Raw genomic sequence first — 14787 nt, 5'->3', positions numbered from 1 at the left:
GAATGGAGAACACCACCGTGCGCCGAACACCCGGCGCGGCCGTCGCCGCGCTCGCCCTGCTCCTGTCCGCCTGCGCCACCGGCCCGGCCGAACCGGCAGGCAGCACCACCGTCCCGGCCGCGCCGGTGGACCGCGCGGTCGCTCCGCTGGAACCGTCGCTGCGGATCACCGACCCGCACGGCCAGGAGCTGACGCTGACCGCGCCACCGCAGCGCATCGTCTGCCTGAGCGGCCTGTGTGACGACCTCACCACCGAACTGGGCATCGTGCCCGCCGGCACCAGCAACCCGAAGTTGCTCACCCACCCGGTGCTGCTCGGCGACGCCGGCGCGGCGGTACCGGTGGTGCGCGGCAGCTTCGGCAGCGAGGACGTGGAGAGCATCGCCGCACTGAAGCCGGATCTGGTGATCGGCCTCTCCGGTGTCCACGATGGACTGTCCAGCACCGTCGGCCAGTTCGCGCCGCTGTGGCTGACCGAACCCAAGACCTGGCAGGAATCGGTCGGCTACCTGCGCAACCTCGGCGCGCTCACCGCACGGGTCGAGGAAGCGAAGCGAGCCGAAGAACGGTTCCGCGCGATGCTGGCCGACACCGTGGAAAAGCGCGGGCAGCAGGGCACGGCGGTGCTGGTGTACGGCAGCGTCGACGCGATCGGCGTGGACAACGCCAACTCGCTCAAGGGCGACCTGCTAGCCCACCTCTTCCGCTACCCGTTCCCCGCCAAGAACTCCGATGTGGACACCGCGAGCAACTACAGCGTGGAGGAACTGCTCGCCCAGCAACCCGACGTGGTCTTCGTGTACTCGCTGCTGTTCGCCGCCGACGCGGTCCCGCTGTCGCGGCAACTGGCGGACAACCCGGTGTGGCGCGAGATCCCCGCGGTGAAAACCGGTGCGGTGCACGAGATGAACCCGGACCTCTGGGGCAAGGGCCGCGGGACGCGCAGCCTCACCGCGATCGTGCGCGAAGCCGTGGAAAAGGCTCCCGCGGCGTGAACCGCGTGGCGGTGGCCGGGGTTGCGCTCGGCGCGGTCGTGCTGGCCGTGCTCGCGCTCAGCCTCGGCCAGCCGGTGGTGACGCCCGACCGCTTTCCGGCGGTAGTCGCCGGTGACGCACCGGTGCTGGACCGCCTGGTGGTGCTCGAACTGCGCGCGCCACGGCTGGTGCTCGCCCTGTTCGCCGGCGCGGTGCTGGGCGCGGCCGGGTTGCTGCTGCAGGAATCGCTGCGGAATCCGCTGGCGGTCCCCGAACTGCTCGGGGTGTCGTCCGGTGCCGCGGCCGCCGTGGCACTGGTGGTGGTCACGGGCGTGAGTGTGCCGGGCGCGCCACTGGTCCCGGCCCTGCTCGGCGCGGTGGCCGGTGGCGGGCTGACCCTGCTCGCCGTCCGGCGCGCGGTCGGCCCGGCCGCCGTGCTGCTGATCGGCGCGGCGATCGGTTCGGCACTGCAGGCCGTGCTGCTGGCCGGGATGTCGCTGACCGAATCCCGTGAGCAGGGCGTGCTCGTGCGCTACCTGCTCGGCTCGCTGACCGGCACCACCTGGAGCACCGTGCTCACCTCGGTGCCCGGCATGCTGCTCGCGCTGCCGTTGACCGTGCTGGCGCTGCCCGCGCTGGGCGTGCTGCGGCTCGGCGACGACACCGCGACCGCGCTCGGCCTGCCCGCGGGCGCGGCCAGGGTGGCGGTGCTGGCGATCGGATGCCTGCTGGTGGCGACCGTGGTCGGGGCGTGCGGTCCGGTCGCCTGGGTCGGTTTCCTCGCCCCGCAGCTCGCCCGCGCGCTGCGGCCGTCGGGGTCCGCCCTGGTCTGGCTCGGCTGGTCGGTGACCACCGGCGCGCTGCTGGTGACCGCGGCCGACCTGCTCGCCCGCACCGTGCTGTACCCGGTCGAACTACCCGTCGGCGGGCTGACCGCGCTGCTCGCGGTGGTCTGCGGGGCGGTGCTGGTGCTGCACCGGCGGCGGGCGGAGCGGACGTGAAGCGCTGGCTGTGGCCGGGTCTGGTGCTGGGCACCGTGCTCGCGGCACTGGCGCAGCTGATGACCGGCGCCTCCGGAATGCAGCTGTGGACCATGCTCGACGACGAAACCACCCGCCGGATCGTCCTGGACCTGCGCCTGCCCCGGGTGCTGGTCGCCCTCGGCGCCGGTGCCTGCCTCGGCGTCGCCGGGTGCGTGCTGCAGAGCTTGCTGCGCAATCCGCTGGCCGCCCCGGAAATCACCGGCGTCGGCTCCGGCGCCGTGCTCGGCGCGGTGACCGCCTCCCTGCTCGGCGGCGCGATCGCCACCCCGCACGGCATGATCGGCACCGCCGTGGCCGGTGGGGTGCTCGGCGGCGGGGTGCTCTGGGTGGTGGCCGCGCGCACCGGGAGCGACCCGCTGCGCCTTTCCGTGCTCGGGGTGCTGATCTCCGCGGTGCTCACCGGGATCACGCTGATCCTGCTGACCGCGCGGCCCCAGGGCGCCGCGGCCATGGTGCAGTGGCTGGTCGGCTCCCTCAACGGCCGCGGCTGGACGCACTGGCAGGCCCTGCTGCCCTGGCTGGTCCCGGTGCTGGTGGCCGCCGTGCTGGCCGCACCGGTGTTCGGCGTGCTCGCGGTCGACGACGACCACGCCCGCGGTGTCGGACTCGACCCGGCCCGGTGGCGCAGCGCGACCCTGCTGCTGGCGGTGGTGGCCGCCGCCGCGGCGATCGCCACCGTGGGCGCGCTGGCCTTCGTCGGCCTGCTCGCCCCGCACGCCGCCCGGCTCGCCTTCGGGGCCGACCACCGCCTGCTCGTGCCCGGCAGCGCGCTCGTCGGCGCGGCCACCGTCTGCGCCGCCGACGCCGCGGCCCAGCAGGTCACCGAACTCGCCGCGGCGGGCGGGCAGCCGCTGGGCGTGCCCACCGGCGCGATCACCGCGATCGCCGGTGCCGTCGTGCTCGTCCGGGCGGCCCGCCGCCTGTCCGCCCTCACCTCCGGAGAAGGGTCATGACCACTCTGCTCGCCACCGGCATCACCGTCACCTTCGGCAGCCGGACCGTGCTCGACGGGGTCGGCCTCGCCGTACCCGGCGGGCAGTGGCTCGCGCTGGTCGGCCGCAACGGCTGCGGCAAGTCCACCCTGCTGCGCGTGCTGGCCGGACTGCACAGCCCGGACACCGGTTCGGTTTCACTGGACAACCGGCCGCTGCGCTCGCTTTCCCGCCGGGCCATCGCGCGGCGCATCGCGGTGCTGCCGCAGGCGATGCCGCCGGTGCCCGCGCTCACCGCGCGCCAGCTCGTCCGCCAGGGCCGCTACGCCACCCGCGGCCCGCTGGGCATGCTCGCCGGTGGTGACGACGAGCAGGTCGACCGGGCACTGGCCGACGCCGGGGTCGAGAACTACGCCGACGCCGTGCTCGACCGGCTCTCCGGCGGGGAACGGCAACGCGTCCGCCTCGCGCTCGCACTGGCCCAGGACGCACCGCTGCTCCTGCTCGACGAACCCACCACCTACCTCGACGTGCACCACCAGCTGCAGATGCTCGACCTGATCGACCGGCTGCGCGCCGAACGCGGCCTGACCGTGGTCACCGTGCTGCACGACCTCGTCCAGGCCGCCCGCTACGCCGACCGGATCGTGGCACTGCACGGCGGCCGCGTGCACGCCGACGGCCCTGCCGCCGAGGTGGTCACCGCCGACCTGCTCAAGGCCGTCTTCGGGGTCCACGGCCGGGTTTGGCACGACGAAGTGACCGGCCGCCCCCTCTGCGCCTACGACCGCGTCGGCTGACCGGCAGCCGGAACCGGATCGGCCCCGGACGCCTCCACGAGCACCGCCCCGGCCGCCGTCCGGACGTAGAGCACCGACCTCCCGGCCCGCCTGCGTGCCACCAGCCCCGCGTCCAGCAGCACCCGTAGGTGCCGCCCCACCGACCCCAGGCCCTGCCCGGTTACGGCGACCAGGTGGGTGGTGCTCATGGGAGTTCCGAGCAGCGCCAGCAATCCGGCCCGCGCGGTCCCGATGAGCGCCCCGAGGCCGGCCGGGGCGAGCCGCCGGTCGTGGTCGTCGGCGAGCACCCCGAGACACGGGTAGACGACGGCGTACCGCTCCCGTCCCTCCCAGGACACCCAGCTGGTCCTCGGCGTGACCGGCACGAACAGCAACTCGGCTCCGGCGGCGACCTCCCGCGGCGGATACGCCCGCGGGTTGACCTGTAACCGGCTCTGCCCGAGCCAGCGCGTTCCCGGCTTCAGCGAGTCCAGCACGGCTGCCCAGCCGCCCTGGCTCACGTGCGCGGCCCGTGCGACCGTGTCGGCCTCCAGGACGCGCCGACGGCGCTCCCAGTACGGCCGCACGGTCTCCTGCCAGACGCGGGTCAACAGTGCGGCCGCCCGCTCGGGCAGGTCGTCCCGCGCCAAGGCGGCGGGGAGCGGGCCCCGGAGGGACACGCGGAGATCGGCCCGTGCCTGCCCGGGGGCGGCCGCCCGCACCCGGGCCGCGGTTTCGTCGAAGCTCTCCCCTTCGCCCGAGGTGGGACAGAAGAAGTCGGCGATCCAGGACGAGCCGAGCGCGGCCCGCACGAGCGGCGCGGTCACCGGGTCGGCAGCCAGGTGCGCGCGGTAGCCGGGCAGGTGCGCGCGCAGCCATGCCTGCTCGCCCGGATGGGCCCCGATCCCCGAGTGGAGCAGTCTCAAGCTCGCGAAGGTCTCGGCGAACGGCGAGAGCACGAACCGGCTACGGGCGAGGGTGTCGGTATCGACCTGCCATGACCCCATGCGTACGACCTTTCGCGTGTCGGCGAAACAGTAAACAACGCCTGAGCCGCTGAAGAGAATCCGACGCGTGCGCAGCTACCGCTCCCTGTTCCGAGCCCCGGAGTTCACCCCGTTCCTGCTTTCCTTCGCCGCTTTCGCCGCGGCCCAGACGATCGGCGGCCTGGCCCTCGGCACGCTGGTCTTCCGGGCGACCGGCTCCCCGCTGCTGTCGGCGGTGAGCATGTTCGGCCCGCAACTGGCGCAGTTGCTGGGGGGCGCGTTCCTGCTGTCGGGTGCTGACCGCCTGCCCCCGCGAGCCATCCTGTGCGGCCTCGCCCTCGCCTTCGCGGCCGGCACGGCGGTGCCGGCGCTGCCCGGCCTGCCGATCTGGGCGATCTTCGCCGTCGTGCTCCTGCAGGGTCTGGTTGCGTCCCTGGGCGGCGGGGTGCGCGCTGGACTGCTGACCGAGATCCTGGCCAAGGACGGCTACGTCCTTGGCCGTTCGGTGTACAACATGCTCTGGGGCCTGATCCAGGTGACGGGTTTCGCGACGGGCGGCGCACTGCTGACACTGCTGTCCCCGCAGTCCTGCCTGCTCCTGGCAGCGGCGCTGTACGTGCTGTCCGCCCTCGTCACCCGCCTGGGACTCACGGGCCGCCCGCCCCGCTCTTCCGGCCGCCTGTCCGTTTCGGCGACCTGGCGGACCAACGCAACGCTGTGGTCCTCACGCCCCCGGCGCCTGACCTATCTGGGGCTGTGGGTCCCCAACGGCCTGGTGGTCGGCAGCGATTCGCTCTACGTCTCCTACGCCCCCGATGCCGCGGGCACGCTCTACGCTTGCGGGGCGCTGGGCATGTTCCTGGGCGACCTGGTGGTGGGCCGCCTGGTACCGCCCGCGGTGCGCCCCCGTCTCGCGACCCCGCTGCGCCTGCTGCTGGCGACTCCCTACCTGTTCTTCGTCCTGCAGCCGGGAACGGCGTTGTCGGCCGTGGCCGCCACCGTCGCTTCCGCCGGCTTCGCCGCGAGCCTGGTCCTGCAGGAACGCCTGATGTCACTCACCCCCGACGCCCTCACGGGCCAAGCTCTCGGCCTGCACGCCACCGGCATGACCGCCCTGCAGGGCATCGGCGCCGCCCTGGCGGGCACGCTGGCCCAGCTGACCTCTCCGGCCACCGCGATGACGCTGATGGCGGCCGGATCGATCACCGTGACCCTGGCCCTCGCGGTGCTGGGCAGAGCGGAGGAGCGGCAGCCGACCATCCCCGGTGCGCGTCCGGGCATCCTGTCGGAGCCCGATGCCTAGGCAGTGCGCGGAACCACGCGGACCTCTACCGGCTCGGGGTCGACGAGTCGGCACGAGCGGCTCTGCCCGGTGCCGTGCGCCCGGCACCGCCACGGAGTTGCTGCCCGGTCGGATGTGGGCGCGTCGACGCGGACTGTGTGGCGGTGGGCGCCCACGGGGCGTCAGGGGCGGGGCAGCTCGCTCCACCCGGCCTGTGGCCGATTCTCCGGGAACTTCGCCGTCCTCCTGGCCGACTCTTCTGGAGAACGGTGGGCGCACGGCCGTGGCCGGAAACGGGTGGATGTTGGCTCGCTGGCCACTCCCCGGGTGGCGCGGCGTCGGTGAGGATCTGCAGGTGTGATTCGAGTGGATGTGCTGGTCTTCGACGGCGTCGACGACCTGGATGTGGTGGCGCCCTTCGAGGTGCTCGACATGGCGAGGCGGATGGGTGCCGGGATTTCGGCCGGGGTGGTGGCGCTGGCAGGCACCTCGGTGACCACCCAGGGCGGGCTGCGGCTGGGCACCACGGCGGACTGGGCGCCGGGTGGGGCAGGCGTGGTCCTGGTCCCGGGCGGCGGGTACGCGGCCAGGGACGGCGCCGGGGTGCACGCCGAACTGCGGTCCGGGGTGCTGCCCGAGGCGCTGCGCGCGGCGGCGCGGCAGGAGCTGGTGTTCGCGTCGGTGTGCACCGGTGCCTTCCTGCTCGCCGCGGCCGGGCTGCTCGCCGGACGGCCGTGCACCACGCACCACCGGGCCGCGGCCGAGTTGGTGCGGGCCGGCGGCCGGTACCAGCCGGAACGCGTGGTCGACGACGGTGACCTGGTGACCGCGGCCGGTATCACCTCCGGTCTCGATCTGGGCCTCCACCTGGTGGAGCGGTTCGCGGGCCCCGGCTACGCCACGTCCGTGGCGAAGGCGCTCGAATACGATCGGCGGCCGGTCTCGTGCGGGTGATCGCGCTCGCGTTCGTGCTGCTGCTGGCCGGTTGCGGGAGCAGCCCGGCGGCTGCCCCGGCCGGGGCCGTCACCGTGCCGGACTGCCGGGGGCACGAGCGCACCATCGCCGGGCCACCACGCCGGGTGGTCGCGCTGGACGGCTGGGCGGCGCAGTCACTGGTCCGGCTCGGGCTCGGCGACCGGATCGTCGGGGTCGGGTTCACCGGGCCGTTCACCGCCGAACGTGAGCCGTTCCGCGCCGAGCTGGCGAGGATCCCGGTGCTGGCGGAGAACTCGATCCCGGTCACCGAGGTCGTCGCCGCCCAGCGGCCGGACGCGGTGGTGACCGCCTTCTCCAGCTTCGGCGGCCCGCCCGGCACGGCCAAGGAAGCCGACCTGGCCACCATGGGCGCGGTGGGCATCGCGGCCTGCCAGGCCGGGCAGGCGGGCGATCTGTCGGTGACCTACGACTTCCTCGCCGAACTCGGCCGCGTCTTCGGCGTGACCGACCGCGCGGACCAGCTGATCGGCGAGCTGCGGGCACGTGAGTCCGCGGTGGCGAACCGGGTCGGCACCGCGCCGAAACCCCGGGTGCTCGCGCTGGCCGACAACCCGGTGCCGGGGCAGCCGGTCAAATCCCTCGGCGGTGGCACCATCGGCAACGCGCTGATCCGCCTCGGCGGCGGCGAGAACGTCTTCGCCGATGTGACCGCCATGCACGCCGACGTCTCACCGGAGACGGTGGCCGAACGCGATCCCGAGGTGATCTGGGTGATCACCGACTTCAGCTTCGCCAAGGCCACCGGCGCCGAACTGGTCGAGCAGGTGAAGGCCAATCCGCTGCTGGCATCGACCACGGCGGCGCGGCAGGGCCGGATCCTGAGCGGTTCCCAGTACCTGGTCGGCTTTCCCACCCCGCTCAACGTCGACGGCCTGGAACAGCTCACCGCCGGACTGCACCCGGGGGCGAGGTGACCACCATCGAGCGCACGCACCGCTACCTGGCGGTCCTCGGTTCACTGGGCGCGGTGCTGGTGGTCAGCGTGCTCGTCGCGACCGGCATCGGCCCGGTGGGCGTGCCCGCCGGGGAAGTGCTCGGCATCCTGGCCGACCGGCTCTCCGGTGGCACCGGCGGGCCGGGCACCGCGGAGGTGGTGATCTGGCAGTTCCGCTTCCCGCGCGTGCTGCTGGCGGTGTTGGTCGGCGCCGGGCTCGCGCTCGCCGGCGCGGTGGTGCAGAGCGTGGTGCGCAATCCGGTGGCCGATCCGCACCTGCTCGGGTTGTCCTCGGGCGCGTCGGTCGGCGCGGTGCTGGTGCTGACCTCCGGTGTCACGCTGCTCGGCACGCTGACCGTGCCGGTGCTGGCGTTCGCCGGGGCGACCGGGGCGATGGTGCTCGTGCTGGCGCTGGCCCGCCAGCACGGCCGGTTGCTGCCGTTGCGGCTGGTGCTGGTCGGGGTGGCGTGCGCCCACCTGTTCAGCGGGGTCACCTCGTTCCTGCTGGCGAGCACCAACGACGCCGCCGCCCAGCAGCAGATCATCTTCTGGCTGCTCGGCGGGCTCTCCGGCACGCAGTGGCCGGCGCTCCCGGTGCCCGCGCTGGTCGTGGCCGCGACCACCGGCGTGCTGCTGGCGCGGGCCCGGCGGCTCAACGTGCTGGTGCTCGGTGACGACGCCTGTGCCGCCCTCGGTGTGCACGCCCCCCGGTTGCGGTGGCAGCTGCTGATGCTGACCACCCTGCTCACCGGCACCGTGGTGGCGGTGTCCGGCGGCATCGGCTTCGTCGGGCTGATCATCGGGCACCTGGCCAGGATGGTGGTCGGCGCCGACCACCGGCGGGCGCTGCCGGTGGCGGCGGCGCTCGGCGCGATCTTCCTGGTCTGGGCCGACGTGCTGGCCCGGCTGGTCATCGCCCCGGCGGAACTGCCCATCGGGGTGGTCACCGCCTTCCTCGGCGTCCCGCTGTTCCTGCTGGTCATGCGCGGGCGCGGGCAGCGGCTGGAAGGAGCGGCATGAGCCTGGTGGTTTCGGGCGTCAGCCTCGCCCTCGGCCCGGTGCAGGTGCTCGACGACGTCTCGCTCACCGTGCCGGAGGGCTCGTTCACCGCCCTGCTCGGCCCCAACGGCAGCGGCAAGTCCAGCCTGCTGCGCACCGTTTTCCGGGCCCGGCGGCCGGATCGGGGCCGGATCCTGCTCGACGGCGACGACGTGTGGCAGCTGCCCGCGGCCGAAGCCGCCCGCCGCACCGGGGTGCTGCTGCAGGAACAGCACTCCGGCTTCGAGTTCACCGTCGCCGAAACCGTCGCCCAGGGCCGGACGCCGCACCTGAAACCGTTCGACCGCCTCGGCCGCGCCGACCGGTCCATCGTGGACGAAGTGCTCGAGCGCACCGGCCTGCACCCGTTCGCCCGGCGGCGGCTGGCCGAGCTGTCCGGCGGGGAGCGGCAGCGCGTGCTGCTGGCCAGGGCGCTGGCGCAGCGGCCCGGGCTGCTGGTGCTCGACGAGCCGACCAACCACCTCGACGTCCGGCACCAGCTGGAGTTCCTGGAACTGGTGCGCGGACTGGGCGTCACCGTGCTGGCCGCGCTGCACGGCCTGGAACTGGCCGCCACCTACGCCGACGCGGTGGTGGTCCTGGCCGGCGGCCGGGTGGCCGCAGCCGGTACCCCGGCGAGCACGCTGACCGAAGCCACCCTGCGCGAGGTGTTCGGCGTGGAGTCCGCGGTGGACATCGACCCGGTGACCGGCGGACCGCGGTTCGCGCTGCGCCCGGCGTGCGTGTGCCCGCGCCTGGCCTGCCACTGGAGCTGCGCGCGGCGGGCCGTCGATGCCGGCTGATCCCCACACGGTGGCGGTGCTCGCGCCCGACGGCGTGGTCGGGTTCGACCTGTCCATCCCGTGCCAGGTGTTCGGCACCGTCCGCCTCGCCGACGGTTCGCACCCCTACCGAGTGCTGGTCTGCGGGCCCCGCCGGGCGGTTTCCGCCACCGCGGGCGGGACCAGTTACTTCGACATCGAGGTGCCCCACCCGCTCGACGCCGCCGGGGACGCCGGCACCGTGCTGGTCCCCGGGCTCGCCGCGCCCTACCGGGTCCCCGGTGAGCTGCTCGACACCGTGCGGGCGGCGGCAGCCCGCGGCGCGCGGGTGGTGTCGATCTGCACCGGGGCGCACGTGCTGGCCGCCGCCGGCGTGCTGACCGGGCGCCGGGTCACCACGCACTGGGCCACCGCCGCCGAACTGGCCTCGCGCCACCCGGAGGTCACCGTGGACGCCAAGGCGCTGTTCATCGGCGACGGCCGCGTCTTCACCTCGGCCGGGGTGGCCGCGGGCCTGGACCTCTGCCTGCACCTGGTGGCCCGCGACTTCGGCGCGGCCGTGGCCGCCACCGCCTCACGCGTGGTGGTCATGGCCCCGATCCGCGACGGCGGTCAAGCCCAGTTCATCCCCGGGAACGAGCCACCGGCCGACACCGGCTCGCTGGCCGCGACGCTGGCGTGGATGCAGGCGCACGCGGGCGAGCCGCTCACCCTGGCCGACATCGCGCAGCACGCCGCGCTCAGCGTGCGGACGCTGACCCGGCGGTTCCAGGAACAGGTCGGGATCAGCCCGTCGCGCTGGCTGCGCGGGCAACGCCTGCAACTCGCCCGTCGCCTGCTGGAAACCACCGACCTGCCGGTCCCGCAGGTCGCCGAGCGCAGCGGGTACGGGTCCGCGAACGCCCTGCGCGCGCACTTCGGCCAGGATCTCGGGACGACACCGCAGCGGTACCGGCACGCCTTCCGGCCGGCCCCCGGCTAGCATCCGGGCATGGACAGGTCCGAAGAGGACGAACTCGTCTTCGAGTTCTCGCCCGCCCTGGTCGCGGTGCTGCTGGCTGCGGAACGCGCGAAGGGCGATCCTCTCACGGAGGAGGAGGTCCTCGACCTCCGTGACGGGGCGACCTGCATCCGCGTGCCCAGGTCGCTCGCCGAGGCGATGGCGGAACAGCGCGGATACCCCGACCTCGATCCGGAGCGGTGCTGGGAGCAGTGGCGGGCCGTCCGGGCCGAACTGGTGGACCGACCGTGACCGGTACGGCCGATCCTGCGCTCTCCCCACTGGCTGGTGCGCTGGCGCGCACGGATTTCGCGGCGAAGTGGTACCGCTGGTGCGACGCCGGGCGCGACTGGTCCGCGGAAGCGGCAGTTGCCCGCGAGGACGACTCACTGCTGACCACGAGCGGTGCGTTCGCCCCGCTGCCCACGGGCGAATTCGTCCAGGCTTTCCGGGCGGCCGGGGCCGAGGTCTCGCGGGGTTCCCGATTTCCGGGCCCGCGCCACAGGTCGTTCACCGTGGAGGTCGCCGCGGGGCAAGCCGTGTGCAGCTCGGCGATCCGGCTCGGGCGGGGGCTCAACTCCCTGGAGTGCGCCCTGGTGGTGCTCGTGCGCGGCGAGCCGCAGGGTGGATCCGAGATGCTGCACGTGATCGCGCGGAACATCCTCCGGGCCCGCGGCGAGCCCGGCCCGGACCCGAGCGCGCCCTACCCCCGGCCGATCATCGGCAGCCGCAGCCAGCTGGAGGTCGTCTCCCGCGAGCTCGTCGACGTCCTGGAGCAGACCGCCCGCGGCTGGACACCGTGACCTCGCCGACGTGGCGGTAAGCCTGCCCGGCGTCTGATTGGGGCCGGGTGGTCCGGGTGGGACGGCGCGCCGGGTCGTAGGCGGTCATCGCGACGACGCTGTGCCGAGCAGCAGTTCGGCGAGCTCGGCGGGCGTGGTGATCATGCAGTCGTGGCCGGTTGGCAGTTCGCGCACCCGCTCGCCTGCCGGGACGGGCCGCCGGGTGATGCCCGCCGGGGTGTCCCCGACGCAGTGGATGTGCGTGCGCGGGATCGTGCGCGGCCGGGTTGTCCAGCCGGACCGGTTCCTGGAGGCACCGTACCGGCTGGTCCGACAGCATCGAGCGCAACCAGGCGACGTCGTCGGGATCGGTGACCCCGAACAGGCCGAGCGGCGGTGGCTGCTCCGGCATCGGCGGCACCCGCCAGCCGTCCACGGCGAGGTCGATGAGCTGCTTGGTGACGGGAAGGACGTCGACCGCGGTTTCGCCGTCTTCGGGGACCATCGCGTCGAGGAAGACCAGTTGCGCGATCCGTTCCGGGACCCGGTTGGCGACCCCGGAGATGACCATTCCGGCGTAGCTGTGCCCGACCAGCACGATGTCGCCGAGGCGCTCGTCGCGGATCAGGGTGGTGATGTCGTCGATGTGGGTGTGGAGCCCGATTCCGGGGTCCAGCAGGTGTGCCTTGTCGCCGTAGCCGCTCAGCGACGGCGCGAGCACGCGGTGCCCGGCCGACTCCAGCAGCGGCACCACCCGGTCCCAGCTCCGCCCGCTGTGCCAGGCGCCGTGTACCAGCAGGAAGGTGGCCATGATCGTGTGGTTCCTCCTCGTGCCTCGGTACCCTTCGGTAACCGGCAACAGCATGATCCGCACGACGCGCACCGGGCAATACGGCACTTTCCGGTGCCCCGGTTCTCTGGAGGTAACCATGCAGGACCCGTGCCAGGCCCGCGAAGTACTCGGGATCGTCGGGGACAAGTGGGCGCTGCTGGTCGTGCGCGTGCTCAAGGACGGGCCGCGGCGCTTCACCGAACTCAAACGGGCCATCGACGGCATCAGCCAGCGGATGCTCACCGTGACACTGCGCGACCTCGAGCGCGACGGGATCCTGACGCGCACCGTCCGCAACGTCATGCCGCCGCACGTGAGCTACGAGCTGACCACGATGGGCCGGACCCTGCGAGAGGCCACCGCGCCGCTGCTCGAGTGGAGCATCACGCACTCGCCGCACATCGACGCCGCCCGCGAGGCGTACGACAACCGCTAGGTCCCCGCGTCGCCGGCTCGCCCAGCCGGCTGCTTCCCGGCGGAGCGGCAGCTGGCAACTGCCGCTGGTGACCGGTGAGCATCACCGGCACCCCGGACCATTGAGCGCCTTGAGCCCGGAGGTGCCGTTGCCGACGGTCGCAGGGGTTGCAGCGCGGTTCCTGGATCGCGGCCAGCCTTCAGGCGGTCGTCACGGTGCTCGGTTGGTCGGCGCCGAAGCGGCGCCGGCGGCGGGAGTATTCATCGATGGCGGCCAGCAGGTGACGGCGGTCGAAGTCGGGCCAGAGCACGTCGGTGAAGACGAGTTCGGCGTAAGCGGTGTGCCAGGGCAGGAAGTTGCTGGTCCGTTGTTCCCCCGAGGTCCGGATGAGCAGGTCCACGTCGGGTAGGTCCGGCAGGTAGAACTGCCGCACCAGGTCGTCCTCGCCGATCTCCTCGGGCCGGACCAAGCCGGCGGCCGCGTCGGTGGCCAGGGCCCTGGCGGCGTCGAGCACTTCAGCGCGCCCCCCGTAGTCCAAGCAGGACGTGAACGACAACCTGCGGTTGCCCGCGGTCAGCCTTTCCGCTGCCTCGCTCTCTTCCCGCAGACGCGGCGGGACGCGATCGCGGCGACCGCACCAGCGCACCCGTACCCCGAGCTCGTGATAGCGGTGGAGGTTCCGCTGGACCAGGCCGAGGAACAAGTCCATGAGCGCTTCCAGCTCGGTGGAGGCGCGCCCCCAGTTCTCCGTGGAGAACGCGAAGACGCTCACGTGCGGAATCCCCAGTTCCAGCGCCGAGTCGACCAGTCGCTGCAAGGCGTGCTCGCCGGCGCGGTGGCCGTCCACCGGGGGCCTGCCCCGGTCGGCGGCCCACCGCCGGTTCCCGTCCATGATCACCGCGATGTGGCTGGGCGCCGTCACCGTGTTCAAGGGCCGGGGGGAGCGTTGCCGGGCGAAGTAGCGCCGTAGCCGTCCCGGCCTCGACGTTCGGGACGCCACGGGGCGGGTCGACAGCAAGGCGTTCGACAGGGAGAGCGGGGATACCGCCTTCGGCAGCGGGATCCTCTCGCGCAGCACGGCCGATTTGCGTCGCTGGACCTCATCGAGGTACGCGTGGGTCCCCTGGATGCACGTCTGCAGGAACGGGTGGCTCGACGGGTGCACCAGGGGCACCACCGCCGCACCCTGGTCCAGCAGCTGGCGCGTGCGCCGGACCTGGAGTTCGACCAGCTCGTTCAGTGCGCTGCGGTGTCCTCGTGCCCGCAGGTCGTCTTGGGACAGGCCCAGTCGCCGCAGATCCCGCATCGGCAGGTAGCACCGGCCCCGGGACAGGTCGATGGGGAAGTCCTGCAGGATGTCGGCCAGCTGGAACACCTCGCCCAGCGTCGACATCAGCCGCCGCGGCAGGACCGGGTCGTCCGCGGTGGGCTCCAGCAGCGGTGTGAGCAGCTCGGCTGCTGTTCCGGCGACTCCACGCAGATAACGGCGCAGATCGGCGAACGTGGAGAACGCCGGTGGCGCGGCGCTGTCCGCCGAGAGCGCTTCCAGCATTTCCTCGATCAATTCCACGTCGAGGTGCCACAGGTGCACGGTGTGCACGAACGCCCGCCGCAGCGGGTGCTCGCTGTGGCCCGCGCGCAGTTCTTCGAGTGAGTCCGCGCACCACCGTTCGAGGTCGTGGGCGGCCCCGGCCGTGCTGATCTCGTCCGCCAGGTGATCGGTTCGTGCGGCGAACGCGGACACCGCGTGGACGTGGGGCCGGACCTGCGCCGGCAACAGCGCCGACGCGACCGATAGCGGAGCGAGGTCGTCCCGCAATTCGCGCTCGCAGCGCCGGAACGATTCGCGGAGATCCGGTGTGCCGATCCCGGCCAATGCCAATTGCTGGTCCATCGCGCCTGCCTTTCATGCCGATGTCGGCGAATGGTAGCCGAGGCGATTCGTGACCCGTCTCAACCCTTTCGGGTGGTTTGTTGCACTCTTTTGTGGAGCGTGGACGGTGGTAGCGTGC

The 14787-nt window shown here is 73.2% G+C and carries 16 protein-coding genes; 13 read left to right on the top strand and 3 right to left on the bottom strand.

What is annotated here, in order from left to right:
• The first annotated feature begins 2 nt into the window (after positions 1 to 2).
• From AC07EG_RS14600 to AC07EG_RS14585, 4 genes are read left to right on the top strand one after another with little or no spacing between them, the layout of a single operon-like run.
• The gene (locus tag AC07EG_RS14600) at positions 3 to 995 is read left to right on the top strand and encodes an ABC transporter substrate-binding protein (RefSeq protein ID WP_478253579.1); all 993 of its coding nucleotides are present in this window, start codon (positions 3 to 5) and stop codon (positions 993 to 995) included.
• The gene (locus AC07EG_RS14595; RefSeq protein ID WP_478253578.1) at positions 992 to 1975 is read left to right on the top strand and encodes an iron chelate uptake ABC transporter family permease subunit; all 984 of its coding nucleotides are present in this window, start codon (positions 992 to 994) and stop codon (positions 1973 to 1975) included. The genes AC07EG_RS14600 and AC07EG_RS14595 overlap by 4 nt, the downstream gene beginning before the upstream one ends.
• Positions 1972 to 2970, top strand: a complete 999-nt coding sequence (locus tag AC07EG_RS14590; RefSeq protein ID WP_478253577.1) for a FecCD family ABC transporter permease — start codon at positions 1972 to 1974, stop codon at positions 2968 to 2970. The genes AC07EG_RS14595 and AC07EG_RS14590 overlap by 4 nt, the downstream gene beginning before the upstream one ends.
• Positions 2967 to 3749, top strand: coding sequence for an ABC transporter ATP-binding protein (locus tag AC07EG_RS14585; protein ID WP_478253576.1), 783 nt, complete (start codon positions 2967 to 2969; stop codon positions 3747 to 3749). The genes AC07EG_RS14590 and AC07EG_RS14585 overlap by 4 nt, the downstream gene beginning before the upstream one ends.
• Here AC07EG_RS14585 and AC07EG_RS14580 read toward each other — a convergent pair.
• Positions 3731 to 4735, bottom strand: coding sequence for a transcriptional regulator (locus AC07EG_RS14580; protein ID WP_478253575.1), 1005 nt, complete (start codon positions 4733 to 4735; stop codon positions 3731 to 3733). The two genes, AC07EG_RS14585 and AC07EG_RS14580, sit on opposite strands and share 19 nt — an antisense overlap.
• Positions 4736 to 4802: 67 nt before the next feature.
• Between AC07EG_RS14580 and AC07EG_RS14575 the strand changes: the two genes are divergently transcribed.
• The 8 genes from AC07EG_RS14575 to AC07EG_RS14540 all read left to right on the top strand — a co-directional run bounded on the left by AC07EG_RS14575 (position 4803) and on the right by AC07EG_RS14540 (position 11549).
• Positions 4803 to 6017 (top strand): MFS transporter, encoded by a 1215-nt coding sequence (locus AC07EG_RS14575; protein ID WP_478253574.1) that lies wholly within the window; start codon positions 4803 to 4805, stop codon positions 6015 to 6017.
• A gap of 336 nt (positions 6018 to 6353) precedes the next feature.
• Complete coding sequence (locus AC07EG_RS14570) at positions 6354 to 6950, top strand: DJ-1/PfpI family protein (RefSeq protein WP_478253573.1); 597 nt, start codon at positions 6354 to 6356, stop codon at positions 6948 to 6950.
• On the top strand, positions 6941 to 7906 hold the full coding sequence (locus tag AC07EG_RS14565; RefSeq protein ID WP_478253572.1) for an ABC transporter substrate-binding protein: 966 nt from the start codon (positions 6941 to 6943) through the stop codon (positions 7904 to 7906). The genes AC07EG_RS14570 and AC07EG_RS14565 overlap by 10 nt, the downstream gene beginning before the upstream one ends.
• Positions 7903 to 8946, top strand: a complete 1044-nt coding sequence (locus AC07EG_RS14560) for a FecCD family ABC transporter permease (protein ID WP_478253571.1) — start codon at positions 7903 to 7905, stop codon at positions 8944 to 8946. The genes AC07EG_RS14565 and AC07EG_RS14560 overlap by 4 nt, the downstream gene beginning before the upstream one ends.
• Positions 8943 to 9767, top strand: coding sequence for an ABC transporter ATP-binding protein (locus tag AC07EG_RS14555; RefSeq protein WP_478253570.1), 825 nt, complete (start codon positions 8943 to 8945; stop codon positions 9765 to 9767). Before AC07EG_RS14560 ends, AC07EG_RS14555 begins: the two co-directional genes overlap by 4 nt.
• A complete protein-coding gene (locus AC07EG_RS14550) occupies positions 9757 to 10728 on the top strand; it encodes a GlxA family transcriptional regulator (protein WP_478253569.1) in 972 nt (323 codons plus the stop codon). Before AC07EG_RS14555 ends, AC07EG_RS14550 begins: the two co-directional genes overlap by 11 nt.
• Before the next feature lie 9 nt (positions 10729 to 10737).
• Positions 10738 to 10998, top strand: a complete 261-nt coding sequence (locus AC07EG_RS14545; protein WP_478253568.1) for a hypothetical protein — start codon at positions 10738 to 10740, stop codon at positions 10996 to 10998.
• Positions 10995 to 11549: a hypothetical protein gene (locus AC07EG_RS14540; protein ID WP_478253567.1), complete on the top strand. Its 555-nt coding sequence runs from the start codon at positions 10995 to 10997 to the stop codon at positions 11547 to 11549. The genes AC07EG_RS14545 and AC07EG_RS14540 overlap by 4 nt, the downstream gene beginning before the upstream one ends.
• Here the strand turns inward: AC07EG_RS14540 and AC07EG_RS14535 are convergent.
• Positions 11464 to 12339 carry an alpha/beta fold hydrolase gene (locus AC07EG_RS14535; protein WP_478253566.1) on the bottom strand — a complete coding sequence of 292 codons (876 nt, stop codon included), beginning with the start codon at positions 12337 to 12339 and terminating at the stop codon, positions 11464 to 11466. The genes AC07EG_RS14540 and AC07EG_RS14535 overlap by 86 nt on opposite strands.
• A 118-nt stretch (positions 12340 to 12457) precedes the next feature.
• On the opposite strand from AC07EG_RS14535, the gene AC07EG_RS14530 reads away from it, so the two are divergent.
• Positions 12458 to 12796 carry a winged helix-turn-helix transcriptional regulator gene (locus AC07EG_RS14530; RefSeq protein ID WP_478253565.1) on the top strand — a complete coding sequence of 113 codons (339 nt, stop codon included), beginning with the start codon at positions 12458 to 12460 and terminating at the stop codon, positions 12794 to 12796.
• A 178-nt stretch (positions 12797 to 12974) separates the two neighbouring features.
• Here the strand turns inward: AC07EG_RS14530 and uppS are convergent, their stop codons facing one another.
• Positions 12975 to 14669: a polyprenyl diphosphate synthase gene (gene uppS / locus AC07EG_RS14525; protein WP_478253564.1), complete on the bottom strand. Its 1695-nt coding sequence runs from the start codon at positions 14667 to 14669 to the stop codon at positions 12975 to 12977.
• Positions 14670 to 14787: the final 118 nt, after the last annotated feature.

Source organism: Amycolatopsis sp. NPDC045836, assembly GCF_056431745.1.
This window is presented reverse-complemented; position numbering and strand designations above follow the sequence as displayed.